The organism is Nostoc sp. FACHB-110 (assembly GCF_014697425.1).
GTDB lineage: Bacteria > Cyanobacteriota > Cyanobacteriia > Cyanobacteriales > Nostocaceae > Nostoc_B.
The window spans coordinates 146424-165629 of sequence record NZ_JACJRU010000011.1 but is presented as its reverse complement, the minus strand read 5'-3'; the positions used below and the strand labels follow the sequence as shown (position 1 = coordinate 165629).

13 protein-coding genes and 3 pseudogenes are annotated in these 19206 nt (G+C 40.0%); 11 read left to right on the top strand and 5 right to left on the bottom strand.

The genetic code is table 11. The annotated features are described in order from the left end of the window. Positions 1–166: 166 nt before the first annotated feature. Positions 167–388, bottom strand: a pseudogene (locus tag H6G69_RS33895) (helix-turn-helix transcriptional regulator); the annotation flags it as partial. Positions 389–2313: 1925 nt separating this feature from the next. Here H6G69_RS33895 and H6G69_RS13440 point away from each other — a divergent pair. The 9 genes from H6G69_RS13440 (at position 2314) to H6G69_RS34380 (ending at position 12266) form a co-directional block, all read left to right on the top strand. Next, a complete protein-coding gene (locus H6G69_RS13440; RefSeq protein ID WP_242072059.1) occupies positions 2314–3099 on the top strand; it encodes a molybdate ABC transporter substrate-binding protein in 786 nt (261 codons plus the stop codon). A gap of 768 nt (positions 3100–3867) precedes the next feature. Next, positions 3868–5631, top strand: coding sequence for a nitrogenase vanadium-iron protein, alpha chain (gene vnfD, locus H6G69_RS13435; RefSeq protein ID WP_190687358.1), 1764 nt, complete (start codon positions 3868–3870; stop codon positions 5629–5631). A gap of 246 nt (positions 5632–5877) precedes the next feature. Beyond that, positions 5878–7269, top strand: a complete 1392-nt coding sequence (gene vnfK / locus H6G69_RS13430) for a V-containing nitrogenase subunit beta (RefSeq protein ID WP_190687355.1) — start codon at positions 5878–5880, stop codon at positions 7267–7269. Between the two features lie 132 nt (positions 7270–7401). Further along, positions 7402–8931, top strand: a complete 1530-nt coding sequence (locus tag H6G69_RS13425; protein ID WP_190687352.1) for a nitrogenase component 1 — start codon at positions 7402–7404, stop codon at positions 8929–8931. Positions 8932–8976: 45 nt separating this feature from the next. Next, positions 8977–10377, top strand: a complete 1401-nt coding sequence (locus H6G69_RS13420) for a nitrogenase component 1 (protein WP_190687351.1) — start codon at positions 8977–8979, stop codon at positions 10375–10377. 126 nt (positions 10378–10503) lie between these two features. Then, the gene (locus tag H6G69_RS13415) at positions 10504–11304 is read left to right on the top strand and encodes a DUF4058 family protein (RefSeq protein ID WP_190687348.1); all 801 of its coding nucleotides are present in this window, start codon (positions 10504–10506) and stop codon (positions 11302–11304) included. A 101-nt stretch (positions 11305–11405) separates the two neighbouring features. Then, a complete protein-coding gene (locus H6G69_RS13410; RefSeq protein WP_190687344.1) occupies positions 11406–11723 on the top strand; it encodes a hypothetical protein in 318 nt (105 codons plus the stop codon). Beyond that, entirely contained in the window at positions 11720–12088 is a 369-nt protein-coding gene (locus H6G69_RS13405) for an aspartyl protease (protein ID WP_190687340.1), read from the top strand. Before H6G69_RS13410 ends, H6G69_RS13405 begins: the two co-directional genes overlap by 4 nt. 49 nt (positions 12089–12137) lie before the next feature. Further along, on the top strand, positions 12138–12266 hold the full coding sequence (locus tag H6G69_RS34380; RefSeq protein WP_277883384.1) for a hypothetical protein: 129 nt from the start codon (positions 12138–12140) through the stop codon (positions 12264–12266). Positions 12267–12345: 79 nt separating this feature from the next. Here the strand turns inward: H6G69_RS34380 and H6G69_RS13400 are convergent, their stop codons facing one another. Continuing rightward, positions 12346–12879 carry a GNAT family N-acetyltransferase gene (locus tag H6G69_RS13400; RefSeq protein WP_190687338.1) on the bottom strand — a complete coding sequence of 178 codons (534 nt, stop codon included), beginning with the start codon at positions 12877–12879 and terminating at the stop codon, positions 12346–12348. A 152-nt stretch (positions 12880–13031) separates the two neighbouring features. Between H6G69_RS13400 and H6G69_RS13395 the strand changes: the two are divergent. Continuing rightward, a pseudogene (locus H6G69_RS13395) lies at positions 13032–13423 on the top strand (type II toxin-antitoxin system Phd/YefM family antitoxin). 205 nt (positions 13424–13628) lie between these two features. Here the strand turns inward: H6G69_RS13395 and H6G69_RS13390 are convergent. Then, positions 13629–14525 (bottom strand): CoA-binding protein, encoded by an 897-nt coding sequence (locus H6G69_RS13390; RefSeq protein ID WP_190687335.1) that lies wholly within the window; start codon positions 14523–14525, stop codon positions 13629–13631. A gap of 14 nt (positions 14526–14539) precedes the next feature. Continuing rightward, on the bottom strand, positions 14540–15772 hold the full coding sequence (locus H6G69_RS13385; RefSeq protein WP_190687332.1) for a succinate--CoA ligase subunit beta: 1233 nt from the start codon (positions 15770–15772) through the stop codon (positions 14540–14542). A gap of 814 nt (positions 15773–16586) precedes the next feature. On the opposite strand from H6G69_RS13385, the gene H6G69_RS13380 reads away from it, so the two are divergent. Then, entirely contained in the window at positions 16587–18413 is a 1827-nt protein-coding gene (locus tag H6G69_RS13380) for a hypothetical protein (RefSeq protein ID WP_190687330.1), read from the top strand. Positions 18414–18961: 548 nt separating this feature from the next. On the opposite strand, the pseudogene H6G69_RS33535 reads toward H6G69_RS13380, so the two are convergent. Then, a pseudogene (locus tag H6G69_RS33535) lies at positions 18962–19157 on the bottom strand (IS4 family transposase); the annotation flags it as partial. Positions 19158–19206 lie beyond the last annotated feature (49 nt).

Here is a 19206-nt window from a genome sequence, read left to right as displayed (position 1 = left end):
TTTGTACAATTCCTGTGCGGATATCGTAAATGTGCTTCAATGTCATCAGAATTTCTGACAAAGCAGCATTATCTGTGCGATCGCCAACTCCGTTTACTGTAATATTGACTGATAAACTGCCAACTTCCACACCAAGCGATGAATCTGTCATTGTTTGCTCAAAATTATCTGCTAACTCTTCCTCAAACCAAAATAAATCCTCAACTTTGCAACCCAGCGCCTTGGCTAAACGCAGAGACATCCCCACAGAAGGAGCATGTTCGCCTGATTCCACACCACTAATACTCTGACGACTTACGCCAGCCATATCAGCTAAATCTTGCTGACTCATACCCAAGCGGGTTCTAATTGATTTGAGATTGTTGCATAGATTCACATCCATTTTCATGAGGTTTTATCTCTCCGTTGTAGCAAGTTAAATTTTGCATTGTGGAATTAAAAATTAAGGCGTTGCTGATTAGAGGGATGTTTTTTGTTTCGCGCAAAGGCGCAAAGGCGCGAAACATCAATAGTTAACCTTGCTAAAAATGCCAAAACTTCCACAACTACAGCAAGTAGATGCAAAATTTTTGCTTCATCACAGTCAGATGAAGACTAATTTCTTCTAAAAAAGCTATGTATAGAAAAATCAGTCCAGCTTGACATTTAGAAACAGCTTCGCCAAACGAAAAACCGAATTCTTGGACGGCTTTGCTCCTTTTCGATTAACGTTAAGCCGTCACTAATTAATGACTAGGCTGGGCTGATATTCAATTGGCAAGCACATGAGGAGTTGTAATTTGACGGTTGAGATTCCCCTAAATCAAGAATATCATACATCTTGCCAATTTACTTGCGCTAATCAAATTTTTGACAAACAGTATTTGTGATTACAACTAGTTCACACTCAGAAGAAATCAAAGCTCATAATTGCACTATGCTTTGATTTTTTGAGTTGTGAAATATCATCAATTCATCATATAAGCTATTTCTACTCAAGCCCAAAATCAAATAATTCATGTTGCTGATTTTAGATAGAATAGTCTGTCTATTTATATTAGTAAATCTGGAATTATTTCACTAATAAGTGCTGTAATGCTTACAAAAACTTCCACCGCTAAAGATTAGCTAAAAGATGTAAGTTATTAAATGAAATATAAGTTAAAATTATTACAACACAATATTCTACACTAAGTTTCAACTGACAAGATTTGTGCAGAATTACTCAGTGTTTTATAGATAAATCAATATACCTATAACAATGTCAAATTACTGAACTGCTAAAAAAATTTTTCTAACGCAAGTAAAATTGCAAGATGTATGTTATTCTTGACATATAAGGAATCAAAAGCGTAAAGCAAACAAATCAAGTCTATAACAGGTACGGCATTGTAGTATCTGGTTGATGTAGTAGAGTTCAATCCTGTAAGTTAACTAATTCTTTGATGAACTGATGGTCTAACTCTGCAAGTTTCTGGAGGTATTGTAGAGTTACTAGATCGGTAATAGTCTGAAGTATGGGGAAAACTTTGGTCTGCTTGCAGTTCATCAATTCAATTGGAATCAACCGCACTTTTATACAATTACTTCTGCAACCTGTGATGTGTGAAGTGCGACAAATACAAAGCTGGAAGTTTTTGCTACGTAACAACTAGAAATTAATTGTGTCACCTCTCAAATGTAATATTCCGCCTTGATTGCGTGAGGTTTTATCACAATAAAACCAAGTGTTTGAGAGAATCTGGCTCATAAATTTGATTTGTGGCTACTACGCTGCTTGTTGGTAAGTAAAATGACGCAGATGGAGTTTATATTTTACACTCCATCTGCCCTTTATTTTCTCTAATATTTGGGAATTTGCAATCCTCACAACTTATGAGTTGTGTTTTTTAGCTACTTCTAAATCATTAAGTCTTGTGGCAATTTTAATTGTAACTGGGCTAATTTTGGCAACTGGAGATAATTGGCGATCGCTATGCTTTTACTATCTTTCATTATTCTAGGGCTGGCTATACTTTTTTGGATGATTGGGTTAATAATCCTTAATCCAATCTGGCAACTACCAATCATATTGTTAGGACTATTATGCTTTTGCATCAGCCTGAAGTTTTCCATTATACCTTTAGAATTACTAGGAATTATTGCCTTAGTAATTACCACGCAAAAAATCAAATCCCTCAATAGTTCTCACTAGTTAATCTCTCTTAGCTTATTTACCTAAATAGCAGTCCTAAATGAATTACAAGCAAATCTACTCCCCACTCCTCGCCTGTACAGATAATCTCAAAAATCAAGCCTGATTATTATATGCGGTACTAACCTATGGAATCATCTATGCAATTAACTAACAACATAGTTTTGTTTGACGATAACGATCGCCTCCTAGTCAGATTATACGCTGCCAATAGCTTAAAAGGCGTTCTTTCGGAAGTTGCTCAAGCTTTTACCCGAAAATACAAGATTCCGATAAAGCTGGAGTTTGACTATGCAGATGTGCTGCGCGAACGCATCTTAGAAGGTGAAACGGCGGATATCTTTATTGCAGATGATGTTTACAATCCGCGTGTATTAATGCAAGCTAGTAAAAGCAGCCCTGTGGTGAACTTTGTTAGAAATAGAATTTGTGCGATCGTCAAATCTGATCTCACAGTCACTTCAGATAGTTTACTAGATTTGATGTTGTCACCTCAAACTCACTTAGGCATATCAGCACCCAAACCAGACCTTTTTGAAGATTATGCCCAAGCAGTCTTTCACCAAGCGGAAAAACTTCGTGTCGGTAGCTTTGAAAAATTAAATAGTAAAGCTTTACATTTAGTCGGAGGTAGTAATCATCCTATCATCGGCGACAAAAAAAATAAATTTGCCTATTTCATCCAAGAAACACAACAAGTAGACATTTTTTTAAGCTATTACACCGATGCTCGTTTAGCACATTTAGCTGCACCGAGTTTACAAATAGTAGAGTTACCTACAAATTTAGCCGTTCGCGTCAATTATGGCATGACTGTTATCAACAATTCATATAGTGCTGCGGTCATTTTAGCTATGTATATACTCTCTCCAGATGGACAAGAAATATTAGCTAAATATGGGTTTGATACATCTTTGATGGGATGAATAAGTAGAGAAAAGAGGGACAAGGGAGATAGAGGTATAACTGAGTAGTAAAATTTGATAATTTATCTTTTTGATCACATTCAATATGTGCGTTGTAGAGATGTTGTGTACAACATCTCTGCTTATCTTTAAAATTCTGATATAAGTTATGTGCAAGATGAATAAATACTTCAGAATAGTAGGTTGGGTGTAGCGATAGCGTAACCCAACAAAGTATGCGTGAATGTTTGGTTATGTTCCTCCAAGCAACCTACACAAATCTTCAGTTTATTAATGATTTTGTTTTGTTACTTATAACTAAAAATCATAAATATTGAAATTATCAATCATCCAGATTCAGAATAATAACTCTTGGTTCTAGAAGATAATAATATCTTTCTAGTAAAACCTAAGTTGGCTAAGTGCCTGGAAGTCAATTTATTGCTTTAAACATTATATGACAAGGCTTTATAGAAAAAATATATTCCCGATAAATATATTTAACTTACTCTAATAGATGTCTTGTAAATAGAATATTCTGTCTATTTTATTTTGTTTAATTGCCAAATATATTAATTGCTTTTTTATTAATATACAGACCTGTCTTTATAACTTAAAAATGCTCACATTTTATTTATATTTATTTTGCTTTTGTCATCCAAAATACTGTTTAATAATTAGAAGAATTGTTAATCTTTAGAAAGACAAAAGAAAAAGATTTCTTCTTGAGGCGGCAATCAATTAAAAGCAAGAAGAAAGAAAAAGAAATCAGCAAAGGAGAATAAAGGAATGCCACTAAAACTATTAAAGTGCGACGAATCAATTCCTGAAAGAGAAAAACACGTATACATCAAAGAAAAAGGCGAAGACACAACCCAATTTCTCCCCCTCTCCAACATCGAAACCATCCCCGGTTCCCTCTCAGAACGTGGATGTAGCTACTGCGGAGCCAAACTCGTAATTGGTGGCGTACTCAAAGACACCATCCAAATGATTCACGGCCCCATCGGTTGCGCCTACGACACCTGGCACACCAAACGTTATCCTAGCGACAACGGTAACTTTCAACTCAAATATGTCTGGTCATCAGACATGAAAGAATCTCACATCGTCTTCGGTGGCGAAAAACAACTAGGCAAATCCATCCGAGAAGCCTTCAAAGAATTTCCCGACATCAAACGGATGATAGTCTACACCACCTGCGCCACCGCCTTGATTGGTGATGACATCCGCGCCGTCGTTAAAAGCGCACAGCAAGAACTTGGTGACGTTGACATCTTCTGCGTAGAATGTCCAGGATTTGCTGGTGTGAGCCAATCCAAAGGACACCACGTCCTCAACATCGCCTGGATTAACGAAAAAGTCGGCACACTAGAGCCAGAAATCACCTCACCCTACACCATCAACGTTATCGGTGACTACAACATCCAAGGTGACACCTTCGTTCTAGAGAAGTACATGGAAAAAATGGGCATTCAAATCATTGCCCACTTTACAGGTAACGGTACTTATGACTCATTACGGGGGATGCACAGAGCGCAACTCAACGTCACCAACTGTGCGCGTTCAGCCGGATACATCGCCAACGAACTCAAAAAGAGATATGGTATTCCCCGTCTGGACGTAGACACCTGGGGTTTTGACTATTGCCAAGAAGCACTACGCAAAATCGGCGCATTCTTCGGCATTGAAGACAGAGCCGAGGCTGTGATTGCTGAAGAAGTCGCCAAATACCAAGAGAAAATGGATTGGTATAAGGAAAGACTCACAGGTAAAAAGGTCTGTATTTGGACAGGTGGCCCTAGACTATGGCACTGGACAAAAGCATTGGAAGATGACTTAGGAATGCAAGTAGTATCCATGTCTTCCAAGTTCGGACACCAAGAAGACTTTGAAAAAGTCATTGCCAGAGGTCAAGAAGGCACAATCTATATTGATGATGGTAATGAACTAGAGTTCTTTGAAGTTCTGGAAATGATTCGTCCTGATGTGGTGTTGACTGGGCCACGGGTAGGCGCGTTAGTGAAGAAGTTGCACTTGCCTTATATCAATGGTCATGGTTATCACAATGGGCCATACATGGGCTTTGAAGGTGCTGTGAATATGGCAAGAGATTTGTACAACGCCATTTATTCTCCTTTGATGCAGCTTGCTGCTTTTGATGTTCGTGATGATGCACCTAAAGCTCCTGCCAAGACAAAAGAAATTGAACACTTGAATGAAAAAGTGACAAATATCACAACCTACATTCAAGAACGTTGTTTGTGGCAATTCCACTCCCGTGCATGGGACAGAGAAGAGAACATCAATGGTGTTATCAAAAAAGCCGCCGAACTCTTAAGAGGAGAAAGATCAGTTCAGGAAACACTGACTGACAAGCTGCATTATGCAGATGCGAAGATTTTGGTGTCTGAACTCAAACGCAACTTACCTTGGATCAAAGAGTTGGATAAAGAGCAAGTTAAGTCTGTATTAGAGTCAGTTAAGCAAAATCTAGTCGGTATTGCTATTTCTGGTTCTCTTAACGGTGAATTGCACCACTCTCTCTATTAATAAGAGTCTCACGCAGAGTCGCATACTTCTCCTTCGGAGACGCTAACGCGAACGACTTCGCTCAGTAAGCAGAGGCGCAGAGAGGGTGAGAGAAACACAGAATCTATAAAATCTTCTCCCCAGTCGAACTTAGACAATCACCAACATAGAACTCAGAACTGCAAAATTTAGGCGGAATTCGATTCAAATATCGGTTCTGAGTTCTATTTCCCCCACACATTTCACCCTATTCTGGAGGCAATTTAGATGACTTTAGCTGTAAGTAAGAAAGAACGTGCTGGGGTAATCAATCCCATCTTTACCTGTCAGCCTGCGGGTGCTGAATATGCAACCATCGGTGTTAAAGATTGTATCCCCTTGGTGCATGGTGGACAAGGTTGCAGTATGTTTGTCCGCTTGATTTTTGCTCAACACTTGAAAGAAAACTTTGATATTGCATCTTCTTCACTCCATGAAGCTAGTGCGGTATTTGGTGGGATGCCACGGATCGAAGAAGGTGTGAAAACAATAGTAGCACGCTATCCTGATGTGCGTTTGATCCCTATCATCACTACTTGCTCTACTGAAACTATTGGGGATGACGTAGAAGGTACAATCAACAAAGTCAACAAGTTCTTAAAGAAAGAGTATCCAAATCGGGAAGTGAAGTTGATTCCTGTACATACTCCTAGTTACCGTGGTAGTCAGGTGACAGGATATGATGCTGGTGTCACTTCCTTGATTACTAACTTGGCGAAAAAAGGTGAACCAAACGGTAAGTTAAACATCATTACTGGTTGGGTTAACCCTGGAGATGTGACTGAAGTTAAGCACATCCTCGGCGAAATGGGTGTTGAAGGTAATATCTTACTCGATACCGAAACCTTCAATGCTCCTACAATGCCAGATAGAAACAGCTTCACCTTTGGTAATACCACCATTGAAGATATTGCTGGTTCTGCTAATGCTGTAGGAACGATCGCTCTGTGCAAGTATGAAGGTGGTAACGCTGCTAAATTCTTACAAGAGCAATTTGACGTTCCTGCGATCGTTGGCCCTACACCAATTGGGATCAAAAATACTGACATCTGGTTGCAAAATATCAAGAAACTAACTGGTAAGGCAATCCCAGAATCCTTGGTTATCGAACGGGGTAAAGCAATTGACGCTTTAGCTGACTTAGCTCATATGTACTTTGCTAACAAGCGTGTAGCTATTTACGGCGACCCCGATTTAGTAATTGGCTTGGCTGAGTTCTGTTTAGAAGTTGAATTAGAACCAGTATTGCTGTTGTTGGGTGATGATAACCAAGCTCCTTCCAAAGACCCCAGATTAGCTGAGTTAGAAAAGAGAGCAAATCACGCTGAGTATGACATCGAAGTGATTTGGAATGCTGACTTGTGGGAATTGGAAAGCCGCGTTAAAGAAAAAGGCGATATCGATTTGATTTTGGGTCATTCCAAAGGTCGTTATATTGCGATTGACAACAAAATCCCAATGGTACGTGTAGGTTTCCCCACTTTTGACCGTGCGGGTATGTGGAAACATCCTGTAATTGGTTATCGTGGTGCGGAATTTTTGGGAGATGCGATCGCTAATGCCTTGTTTGCAGACATGGAATACAAGCATGACCGCGAGTGGATCTTAAACGTTTGGTAAGAGTTTTCTAAACGCATAGGTACGCGAAGTATAACGCAAAGGAACGCAGAGTTTTAAATCAAGTTCTCTGCGTTACTTTGCGCTCACCTTAGCGACTCTCTGCGTTTTCATCAAAAATGGGAGAGAGGAATTATGGCAGCAAAGATAGATGCAAATGTTGTATTTTACGGGCATTTAAGTGAACTGTATCAACTGGCAAAAGAGGGCAAGATTAAAACTACTTTACAAGGTAGTCATACTCGACCTTGTAAATTTTGGACTGCAACCAAGATTTTAAGTGGAATTAAAGATGCGATCGTCATTTCTCACGGGCCTAGTGGCTGTGCTTATGGGGTGAAACGAGCGTATAAACTCACCAATAGCCGTAACAGTGGTTCGCCTTATGAACCTGTTGTCACTACTAATATGAGTGAGAAAGCGGTGATTTTTGGTGGCGAAAAGGAATTACGGGGTGCGATTCTGGAAGTAGATCAAAAATATCATCCTGATGCGATCGTTGTTGCTACTAGTTGCGCGTCGGGGATTATTGGCGATTGTGTAGATGAAGTAGTGGGTAAAGCCCGTAGTGAAATCGACGCAGAAATCATGACGATACACTGCGAAGGATTCGCAGGAGAGTATCGTAGTGGGTTTGATATTGTCTTCCGCCAAATTGTAGACTTCATGGAAGCCCCGACTCCAGAATGTCAAGCACAACTAGCCGATTCTGTCAATATTGTCGGTGCGAAGATGGGGCCAGAAAGGACGGAAGTAGAAGGAGATGTTAAGGAACTAAAACGACTGATTAAAGGGATGGGTGCAAGAGTTCACAGCGTGATTGCTGGTGACTGCACACTAGAAGAACTCAAACAAGCACCAAGCGCAGCCGTTAACTGTACCTTATGTTTGGATCTGGGCTATACCATCGGTAAAGCTATGTCAGACAGATTCGGTACACCTTTAAATTCGACAATTCTGCCCTATGGTATCAGTGCTACAGAAAAATGGTTGCGCGGGGCAGCAAAATATTTAAAGATGGAAGCACAAGCAGAAGCCCTGATGGAACGGGAATATGCAGCCATCAAAACAGAATTTGAAGCAGCCAAGAAATATATCGAAGGTAAGTTAGCCATTATCGAAGGACATGACGCTATCAAGTGCTTGTCCATTGCCCATATGTTGGAACGCGATTTTGGGATGCGTGCTGTTATTTATAACTTCCATCCCTGGAGTACAGAAGCACGGGAAACCAGCGTAGATTATTTGCTAGAAACAGGCTTAGACCCAGAAATTTTGATTACCAAGGGGACTTTAGCTTTTGGTAAGTATGAATCAATGAAACAAACTGAAGATGAATTACTAGAATTTATCGGTGGTTTAGATGCTGATTCTGTAGTTTACTTCGGTTCTTCTTTGAGTTTCCCCCATATCCCCGTTGTGGATTTAAACGCCATCTTAAATCGTCCTAGATTTGGCTATCGCGGAGCTTTAAAGGTCGCTAAGTGTATTAAAACTGCCCTTGAATATGGTTTTAGACCCCGCAGTTCCCTAACCAAGCAAATGGTATTCCCGAAAAACTCAGGTTTAGCATCTGCTCAATCACTCACCGGCAAATTAGCCCAAGACTTGCCAGATTGCACTGTATATGCAGGTAAGAAGCGGGGCAAATGTTTTAACGAGTAATAATTCAGCCGATTTTACCTTATATGCAAAGAAGAGAACAGGAAAATGCCCTCAGCAATAACAAGTGAAAACTCCCAAAAACTCAATGTCATACCCTCTCACACAGAGCCACTAACCTTTGATAATTGTGACCACAGCAAAGATCCGATTGTTGGCTGTGCATTGGAAGGTATTGCCAACATGGTTGCGGGGATTAAAGATGTCAGTATTGTGATTCACTCTCCCCAAGGTTGCGCCTCTACAGTAGCGGCTGGCTATGATAACCATGAGGTTGATTTCACTAAGCGCAAAGTTGGTTGTACGCGCCTTTTTGAGTCAGATATTGTCATGGGTGCATCTGATAAACTCAAAGGTTTGATTAGAGAGGCTGATCAATCTTTCAACCCAAAAGTAATGTTTGTCGTTGGTACTTGCGCCGCAGATATTATCGGTGAAGATATTCAAGGACTATGCAATAATATCCAGCCAGAAATCAACGCCAAGCTTGTACCTCTGCTGGCTGGTGGTTTTCGCGGTAATGCTTACGATGGCTTGGAAATGGGCTTAGAAGCTTTACTTCCTTTCATCCACAAAAGAAAGAAGCGGCGTGGTGGTAAAAAGCCCAGAATTGTGAATATTATTGCACCCCAAGCCAATGTCAATCCTACCTGGTGGGCTGACTTGGAATGGGTGAAGCAGACTTTAAAATCTTTGAGAATTAAGGTACAGACAGTAATTTCTCATGGTACTTCCTTTGAAGAATTGGAACAAGCGGGTAACGCAACCGCCAATATTCTTCTCAGTCATGATGTGGGGTATAAGTTTGCGCGGAAAATGCAGCAAACCCATGATATACCCCTAATTCTGGATGATATACCTTTACCCATTGGTGTGCAGAATACTACACGCTGGTTGAAGGCTTTAGCGGCGCATTTCAAAATCGACGAAACAAAAGTAGAACCATTCATCAAAGAAGGTGAAAACAAAGTTGTCGAAACCCTCCGCAAACGCGCATTGATGATTATTCCCCGATATCGTAACTGTAGAATTGCTGTGTCTGCGGATGGGACGATGGGTATTGGGTTGGTAAGAATGCTGTTTGAAGAGTTGGAAATGATTCCAGAGGTGTTGTTGTTCCGTTCAGGAATGCGCGAATCTCGTTCAATTCTAGAGCGAGAATTACAAAGTATGGGTATTGCTCCCCGTGTGGTATTTTCTGCCGATGGGTATCAGATTAAACAAGCCTTGACTGATGTTGATACTGATGCTGTGATTGGTTCGGCTTGGGAAAAATATATGGCCGAGGAATTGGGAATTAAAATTGCTTTTGATGTATTTAGTCCGACTAACAGAGAGACTTATCTTGATAGACCATATTTTGGCTATGAAGGTATGATTAACATGATGGAAGTCATTGCTAACGATTGGGAAAGAGCTTTCCGTTCTAAACATATTCATTGGACTTAGATGGAGTGCGATCGCTCTCTAATAAGAGTGGGAGCGATCGCTTTATCTGGTAAAACAATATAAATACTTACTTCTTAAGCTTAAAAACCGCTATACACTTATAGTAAGTTAATAAATTTTATATTTATGCAGTATCCATTTCCAGGGATGAATCCCTATTTAGAAAACCCTGATTTATGGTCAGAGGTACACCATAGATTAATTACAGCGATCGCTATTGCTATATCTCCTCCTTTGCGTCCTAAATATCGAGTAGCGATTGAAAAACGTACCTATAGAATGAATACGGAAGATGCCATCTTAATTGGTATTCCTGATGTAGCGATTTTATCAGCAAAACAAAAAGAAAAACAATCAAATAATACAACAGCAATAGCAACTTTACCCACTGATACAGCCGATAAATCTATTACTGTTACATTACCATTACCTTTAGAAATCAAAGAAGGATATTTAGAAATTAGAGAAGTGTCTACTGGTAAAGTAATTACAGTGATTGAAGTGCTTTCTCCCACCAATAAACGCACAAAGGAAGGAAGAAAATCTTATTTAGAAAAAAGAGAAAAAATTTTACAAAGTGATACTAACTTAGTAGAAATTGATTTAATTAGAAGTGGCGATAAAATGCCAATACTGACAAATATTACGGATACAGACTATCGGATTTTAGTTGTCAGGTCTGATTGTTTACCCTCGGCTCAATTATTCGCCTTTACTGTAAGAGAAGCTATCCCTAACTTTACTATTCCCTTAGCAAAACAAGAACAAGAAGTAGAATTAAATTTACAGAATTTATTGCTAGAAATATATGACCAAGCCGGATTTGAATTGACCTTAGATTATAATCAACCTCCTGTACCAGAGTTGTTGGTAAAAGATAGAGAATGGCTGGATAGATTATTGAAAGAACAAGGAATAAGAGAGTAAATATTCAAAGTGAATTATGAAAGTGATCGCTCTTGGGGAATGAGGAAGGGCGATCGCTTTATAATAGAATATGAAAAATAAACCGCCACTATGTAAAAAATATGACACACTCTTCACCCGAAAGAATAGTCAGACGTGGAAGAGTATTCCCGGAAATTCAGTGGACAGAAGCCCAAAAAGCCAAAGATAGAGCCAGAAGACAAGCATTTTATGAGCGTTGTTGGGTAATTTTTGAGCGTTTAAAACCAGAAATACTGGATAAATATTCTGGCTGGTATATTGCCATTGAACCTGATAGCGGTGATTATTTTATTGACCAGGATAAAGAAGTAGCCAGTAAAATGGCTAGAGAAAAACACCCTCAAGTGATTCATCATATTTTTGGCATTAACGAAACAGGTGTAAGTGGCAGAATATGATTGAGGGAAGATTTGGAGAATATGGACAAATTTATTTTGAAATAGATTTAATTGCAGGGGATGGCTTGAGTTTTCCTGTAGAAACAATGCTAGATACAGGATTTACTGAGTTTTTAGCCATGAACAAACAAGATATAGAAAGTCTTGATTGGCAGTTTTTAAATCAAGATAAATTGAGAACTGCTCAAGGAGAAACTGAATTTGATGTTTATAGCGGTAGAGTTATTATAGATAATCAAGAATGGGAAATTCCTGTATTTGCTGGAGATGAAATACAGGAAATTTTATTAGGTTCTCGATGGTTGAAATCATTTATTTTAGTTGCTGATCATAGTCAAAATAGAGTTACATTAGATTACATATAAAATATGTGGTGTTACTGAATAAAAGGATGAATTAATTTATTAGTGCGATTTGGCGATCGCTTCCACGGTCACAGTTTTAAATGCGATCACCTACGGTGGGCGGAACGCCATCGCATTTTTGGTCAGTGCTGGCAAGGACAAACTAATTATAAATTTGAGTGAAAGCGATCGCCATTAATTGGGGATCAAGCATAGGAATACCTAATACCTAAGCAAAGTTCCGCATAGCATCACTCACCAACTGGTGCTTCTGGGGATTACTTGCTCACTGCATAGCAATAACAGTCTCGTGGCTCTTGAGATATATTTGGATGAATAAACCACCGTTTTAATATCCCTTCTCTGTGCATTCCAACTTTCTCCATAACCCTCACTGAAGCGGAATTTTCGAGGTCACAAACAGCCCAGACTCGATAAATCTCATCTTGTTCTAATGCCCAATCTGTTAATACTTGGACGGCTTCTGGCATATATCCTTTACCCCATTCTGATTTTGCCAGAACATATCCTAAATCTGCTTTAAAGTTATTGAAGCGAATTTCTACCATGCCAATGAGTTGAGCATCTTCCTTGCGAATCAGGACATAAGGAAATGCAGAAGCATTAGACCACACTGAGATACATCGGCTGATCCATTGATGGGTTTCTTCAATCGATTGATGGGGTCGCCAACTTGTATATTTAGCTACTTTTATATCTTGTGCGTATTGCTTGAAGATTAATGCTGCATCTTCAGCAACTGGTTGTCTTAAGGACAATCGTTGAGTTTCAAAAGTTAGTGGCGGTTTCATTCACACTCTTCTATTTCCATAACATCCTTATTTAGAGTAACTAATTGTTATGCTACGCTACCCGATGATATAGAGGTCAGTGTTTAATCAGCCATTGCAATACAATGTATCGCTAAACTAAACTAAGTTTATGGACTTAGTTCTTCAAAAGTATGGAAAGTGTAAATATCCATCAAGCCAAAACAAACCTCTCACGCTTGTTGTCTCGTGTGGAACTTGGAGAAGAAATTATTATTAGGACTTACGCAAAATATCTCTCAAACTCTCATTTCTCCGTGAACTCTGCGCCTCTGTGGTTCGATTTTCCGTAGCTTGTGCGTAAGTCCTGATTATTTCCAACAGAGGAATCCCAATTGCCAAGTTGGTTCCGTTTCATAACCCATCTAATCGGCGAGCTAGTTTAGGGTTAGGCCGAGGACGCTTTATTGTACCATTCGACTTTGATGCGCCTTTGCCAGAAGATATATTGGCAGCATTTGAGGGTGGAGAAGATGATATTGCGTTTGATGCCTACTCAGTTCCATTTGCCGTAGGCTGTGCGTAAGTCCTAAGGGTGTTAGGATTTTGCTAACTGACACCCTACACCCTGATACCCCTATACCCCAATACAGTTCAGTTAAGGCAACAACTTAGAATGGTGTAGGTTGGGTGGAGGAACGGAACCCAACATTCATGCATACTTTGTTGGGTTACGCTATCGCTACACCCAACCTACTATTCTGACACCCTACACCCCTATACCCCTGATTTCACGCAACGGGAATGATATTTAATTCCTGTCTCACCAAATCAGGAATTAATGAAGGACGTTCAGCTACCGGGACTTCTGCTTCTTTGAACGCTGCTAATTTACTTTGGGCTGTGCCGAAATTGGGGTCACGGCCAATGACTGTGGCGAGAGTTCCTGTTTGTCGCCAATTTTTCGCAGGCGGTACTTGTCTACCAGCGATGTAAGCAATTACAGGTTTATCAATTGCTTCTGTAATATATCTGGCGGCGGCTTCTTCACTACCGCCACCAGGTTGACCAACTAAGACAATTGCTTCTGTCGTTTCATCTTCATCTAAAATTTGTAGCCATTGTAAAAATGAAGAACCAACAATTGCATCACTACCAATGCTGACGCTAATTGATTGTCCTAAACCTGCTTTGGTTAATTCTCTGGCGATTTCATAGGTAAGGGTACTGCTACGGCTAACAATTCCCACAGGGCCGGGTGTATAAAATTCGCTCGGATGAGTGCCTAAAAGAATTTTGCCAGGTACGATAATTCCGGGACTATTTGGCCCGACAATCAAAGTTTCGCAGGCTTCGGCTTTGCGGAGTAACTGCACCATATCTAATGGTGGTACACCAGCTGAGATAATAATAATTTGCCGAATATTAGAGGCGATCGCTTCTAAAGCTGCATCTAATACCTGATAAGGATGGACGCAAATAATTGTGGTGTCAATTGTGCCAAACTGCGCCACGACTTCTTCTACTAAATCAAATACAGGTAAATCATATTGCTGTTGACCACCACCACCAGGATTTACCCCAGCTACCAAATTTGTGCCGTAGCCCTTCATTTGGGCAATATGAGTGGCGGAAATAAATTCACTGAAGCCTTGAATAATTACTTTACTATCTGGCGTGAGATTCATAAAAAAATGCAGTTTTAACTTTTAGTTTTGATAGTTTTGAGGGATTGATAGGCACTTGGTTTGGCCAGTCGCACAGCTTGAGCGACTGCTTCATCTAAATCTTCAACTAATATCAGTTGACCTTGATTTTCCAGGGTTGCCAATAAATCTTTCGCTGCATTTAATTCTGAACCAGCTAGACGAATTACTAAGCGGGGAATATCTATCTGTTGGTAGTTGCGATGATTCCGAGTGGCAAATTCTTGTGTATGGTCGTGAATAAATTTGGCAATTACTTCTGCGGCGGCTTCGGGTTTGGGTATACTGCCGAGGAGGTTAATTAAAATTACTTGAATGCTGGGGTCAGCTGTGAGAATTTCTAGACCTTTAGCCAAGCGATCGCAAAATGTAGTCGGGGAAGTATCACTTAAAAAACCATGTCGCAGATTCATCGAATGACCTGGATTTCCGCCTGTGCTGGTAACTAAATCAAATGTCGCCATTACTGAACCCGTACCATTGCCCAGTATGCCAATTTTGCCGTGGTTGTCTCCACCACTCCAATCTTTTGCTCGGCCGTTGGTTTGATTATGACTGTGGCGATTGTTAATTTTTGCGGCTATTTCACTAATTTCGGGATGACGACTAATTGACCGCTCATTAATACTGACTTTGCCATTTAAAGCCATCACTTCATCAGCCGCATTCACGGCGAGGGGGTTAATTTCTACTAAGTCCAAATCTTTTTGGATAAATAATTCATACATTTTCTCCACCACATTGCTAACTGACTGCATCAGTGTGCCTTGGAGTCCCATTTTTAAAGCCAATCGCCGCGCGTAAAAGGGCGAAAATTCCTGTTCGACGACGACATACTGCATTTTCTCTCCCGCCGATTCCCAGTCAATATCGGCTTCTTTGCAACCTAAAAGGACTGGGCGACAGACTGCGGTATCTAAAACTACAGCTAGGTAAAATTCTTGTTTGCTATCGTATCTCGTTTCTGCTAATAAAACTTCTGGTAACTCGCCCCAAATTGGCAAATTGAAGATGGTTTGGGCTGCGGCGATCGCATCGATTGTTGTTTCGACGATTCGCACTCCGCCGGCGTGGATTCTTTCGCCAGCATACACCTGAGATTTGAGGACAATGGGATAGCGAATCTTTAATCGTTTGAGGTCTGTGGGGTGGTCGATTCTTTGGGAAGGCAACACCGGAATACCTATTTGCCTAAACCATTCTTTAACTTGATACTCTAATAAATCCATTGTTATGCACCTGATGTTTAAATTCCTCAGAAGTATTTTGGTGCTGTTGTTTATTTTTTACAGCAATATAATGGTCTGATCAAGCCTAGTTTATCTGTATAAATTAATTTTTGATGGATCAATTCTATCGAATTTGGCAAATCTAGCCATTATTTTGTATCATTAATCCATTGCTTTAGAGCTATAGAATGTAATTAATATCCTCAGGGGAATTGCCAGCATATAACAAAACTAGCAACTATGTCAAAAAACTCTGGTATAGTGTTTTTTCTACCATTTGAGATAATTTTGTCACTGATATAACAGTTATACTTAATTTGTAAACTTACTCATCCAATCAGGCGATCGCTAACTCTCACTACCGATTGTTGAGGCTGTATCGGGAAATTTTGAGATATTATGTAGCATTCTGCTGAGGTTTGTAAACTACTCAAAGAGGCAGAAAATAGGTATAAGTTTTGTTGCCTGATAGCCCCCGGCTATTCATCAAATTTCAATATCTAATCTTTAGTTTATACAAATTAACTATCTTTCTAAAGATAAAAATTTATTCCTGATAATTCTAGATTTTAAATTTATTATTAATTACCTAACTAGTAAATTCGCGCACATCAAATCAACAATTCCTAAAAATACGAATAATTACTGATATCGAATTTTTGCGAAATAGCCAAAATCTGTGTTAGAAAGTTGGTCTATTTTATTTTCGGCTGTGGTTGGTTAAATTGTGCATCTGCATTCAACAAACGCAAGTGATTCTTCTATTTCCCTCAAAGATAAAAAAACAATTATAGATAACCAGCGGGAACGCTCTATGAAAGTAGCAGTCCAGCAGGAAGATTTACAGCTTTTAGCCCGAACCTTGCAAGAGCAAGTTCTTGCACAAGTTCCATCTGGTCAAGTCTTCCAAATTAAGTGTGCTGTCAACAAAGACGAGTTGATGATTCTTATTCAACATCCAGTCGGCTTAATAGTTGACATCGAGCAAATTTTTGCTGTGCTTGAAGACGCATTACAGTCGCTACCAAGTTACAGCGAACAACGGGTGCAGTGTTTCTTGCGGATGAATGGCGAAAAATTGCCTTATGCCAAACGAGAAATTACCATCAAACACCAGGAAAAAGAAGATACTCATCCAGAGCCAGAAAACACTACACAATTGCCTGATGCCGAGTTATTTCCACCTTTAGGCAACCAAGGGGGCTGGGCGCAGGATGTATTACCGGATGCGGAGTTATTTCCACCTCTGGGAAACCCTGATGAATCGTTTGTGAATGAAAATTTAACCGCCGAACCCGAAGAAGAAATATTTGACCCCCTAGCCGATGCACCAGATATAACTACTCTCAGACACAAACGGCTGGTGATTTCACCACTGTTGCTAGGTGGAGGGTTGTTAGGAATTATTGTGTTGGGCATTAGTGCATATTTATTAACTCGCCCTTGCGTGATGTCTGAGTGTAAAGAAATAGCAGACGCAGAGCAACTCAAAACAGAATCTCGGCAACTAATGTACCGCGCTAAGTCAGAAAAAGAATTATTAGCCGTCAAAGACAAGTTAGAAACAACTAGCAACGCTTTGACAGTGATTCCCCAATGGTCGCCGCGTTATCAGCAAGCCGAGGAACTCAAAACAAGTTTGTCTGGACAGTCCCAAAAGATTAGCCTAGTAGTTTCCGCTTTACAGACAGGAGCTAATGCCGAGCAGAAAACTCTCACATCTCAAAATAGTTTAAAGGAATTGCAAGCTCAACAACACCTGTGGCGACAAGCCATCGCACCTTTAGAAGCTGTTAATCCTAACAGTGAACTTTATGGGTTCATTCAGCCAAAATTGTTAAAGTATCGCATCAATTTGCAATCTGTTAATAAGCAGTTAGCTGTTCAAGAGCGATGGATACAAAAACTCGCGGCGGCGAAAGTTGTCGCTCAGGTTGCTAGCAAGCAAGAAACTGCTGCTAAAACATTGCGCGATTGGCAAAAGGCCGAATCTACTTGGCAAGTTGCGGTGAATGCTTTGATTATTATTCCGGCTAGTAGCCCTGCCTATCCAGAAGCACAAAAGCTCTTAATTGAATATAAACCCCAATTAGCCAAAACGCGCGATCGCGCCACCTTAGAAAAATTAGCAGCCAAAAGCTATCTGCAAGCAGTTGACATTGCCAGACAAGCTAAAGCCTACGAAAAATCTAATCAATGGCAAGCTGCTGCCGCCTACTGGGAGCAAGCGTTACAAACAGCGAAAAATGTTGCTCAAGATAGCTTGTACTACGCCCAAGCCCAAAGTCTGGTTGCACCTTACTCAGCTAGCCTCCAACAAGCACAAGCAAAAGTCCAACAAACTAATAATTTGCAACAAACTCGCCTCGACTTAAATAAAACTTGTACTAGTGAAATTCGCATCTGCACCTTCACTATCAACAATACAGGGATTATTGTTACTACTACCCCTGAGTACGAACAAACCATCCAAACTAATTTGACACAAGCCAATCCTGAAAATCCTAACCCAGCAATTGGAGTCACAAATCACTGGCAAGTTTTACAAGAAGCCCTCAGCGTTATTGGTGAGAATGCTAATTTACCACTGGTGATTTACGATTCTCGTGGTCAGGAAGTTTATGTCCGCACACCAGGCTAAATCATCAAATTTGAGATTTTGGATTGTTGTGTTTCACTGCGTTATACCAGTTTTTTATGAAGCTGCATAGAATCAGATCCCCCCTAGCCCCCAGCAGGACTGTTTCATTCCCTAAAAGTCCATAATTTACAAGCGTATCAATCAAAAAAGTCAGGTAGTTCAACAACTTAATTTCCTGATGAACCAGGCGATCACACTTAAATTTTCTGCTTGAAACAGTAATTTTTCGATTGCCGACTCACTAAAATTTTTGGCTGATACTCTTGACAAAATCCTCATCTGAGCGAATGAAACAGCCCTGGGGGCTAGGGGGGAACCGGAAAAACATATATCCCACATTCCGCACTTCTATCTATTCATGTAGAATTAAATTACAACTTAACGCGTATAAGCAAATATGCTACAGACAATAATACTTTTTCTATACACAGGGAATATGAATAATTGTTTCAAATAGTTAAGATAACCTTGCAAAAGTGTTTTGTGGAACAATAAAGAGTTAGGAAATTTGCAATTTAGGGGATGGGGTTAGCACCATTGGTAACAAGTTAAAGCTGTAAGGCAGTAGTCAAGGGGATTTGGGAAGGTGGCTGAAAAAAATTCAGGTGTGCCTCGTTGTTTCTCAGGGAAGGGCGCAACGATGAGCTTCATGTTTGGTTTTCTTTGGCGTTTAACAATGCCTAAATCTTGATTTTCTAGTGCAGCAAAATATTTGGTAGGGTCAGTTGCCTTACCTTTTTGATGGTATCTCTATCAAGAGTTGGGAAACCGCACAGGCTGGTTTTGTCTGTGT

Excerpts from the sequence above, each read along its gene's own strand:
- H6G69_RS13415 (WP_190687348.1), top strand. The coding sequence starts at position 10,504 with ATGCAGTATCCATTTCCAGGGATGAATCCCTATTTAGAAAACCCTGAT.
- H6G69_RS13425 (WP_190687352.1), top strand. The coding sequence starts at position 7,402 with ATGGCAGCAAAGATAGATGCAAATGTTGTATTTTACGGGCATTTAAGT.
- H6G69_RS13400 (WP_190687338.1), bottom strand. The coding sequence starts at position 12,879 with ATGAAACCGCCACTAACTTTTGAAACTCAACGATTGTCCTTAAGACAA.
- H6G69_RS13390 (WP_190687335.1), bottom strand. The coding sequence starts at position 14,525 with ATGAATCTCACGCCAGATAGTAAAGTAATTATTCAAGGCTTCAGTGAA.
- H6G69_RS13385 (WP_190687332.1), bottom strand. The coding sequence starts at position 15,772 with ATGGATTTATTAGAGTATCAAGTTAAAGAATGGTTTAGGCAAATAGGT.
- vnfK (WP_190687355.1), top strand. The coding sequence starts at position 5,878 with ATGACTTTAGCTGTAAGTAAGAAAGAACGTGCTGGGGTAATCAATCCC.
- H6G69_RS13405 (WP_190687340.1), top strand. The coding sequence starts at position 11,720 with ATGATTGAGGGAAGATTTGGAGAATATGGACAAATTTATTTTGAAATA.
- H6G69_RS13420 (WP_190687351.1), top strand. The coding sequence starts at position 8,977 with ATGCCCTCAGCAATAACAAGTGAAAACTCCCAAAAACTCAATGTCATA.
- H6G69_RS13410 (WP_190687344.1), top strand. The coding sequence starts at position 11,406 with ATGACACACTCTTCACCCGAAAGAATAGTCAGACGTGGAAGAGTATTC.
- H6G69_RS13440 (WP_242072059.1), top strand. The coding sequence starts at position 2,314 with ATGCAATTAACTAACAACATAGTTTTGTTTGACGATAACGATCGCCTC.
- vnfD (WP_190687358.1), top strand. The coding sequence starts at position 3,868 with ATGCCACTAAAACTATTAAAGTGCGACGAATCAATTCCTGAAAGAGAA.
- H6G69_RS13380 (WP_190687330.1), top strand. The coding sequence starts at position 16,587 with ATGAAAGTAGCAGTCCAGCAGGAAGATTTACAGCTTTTAGCCCGAACC.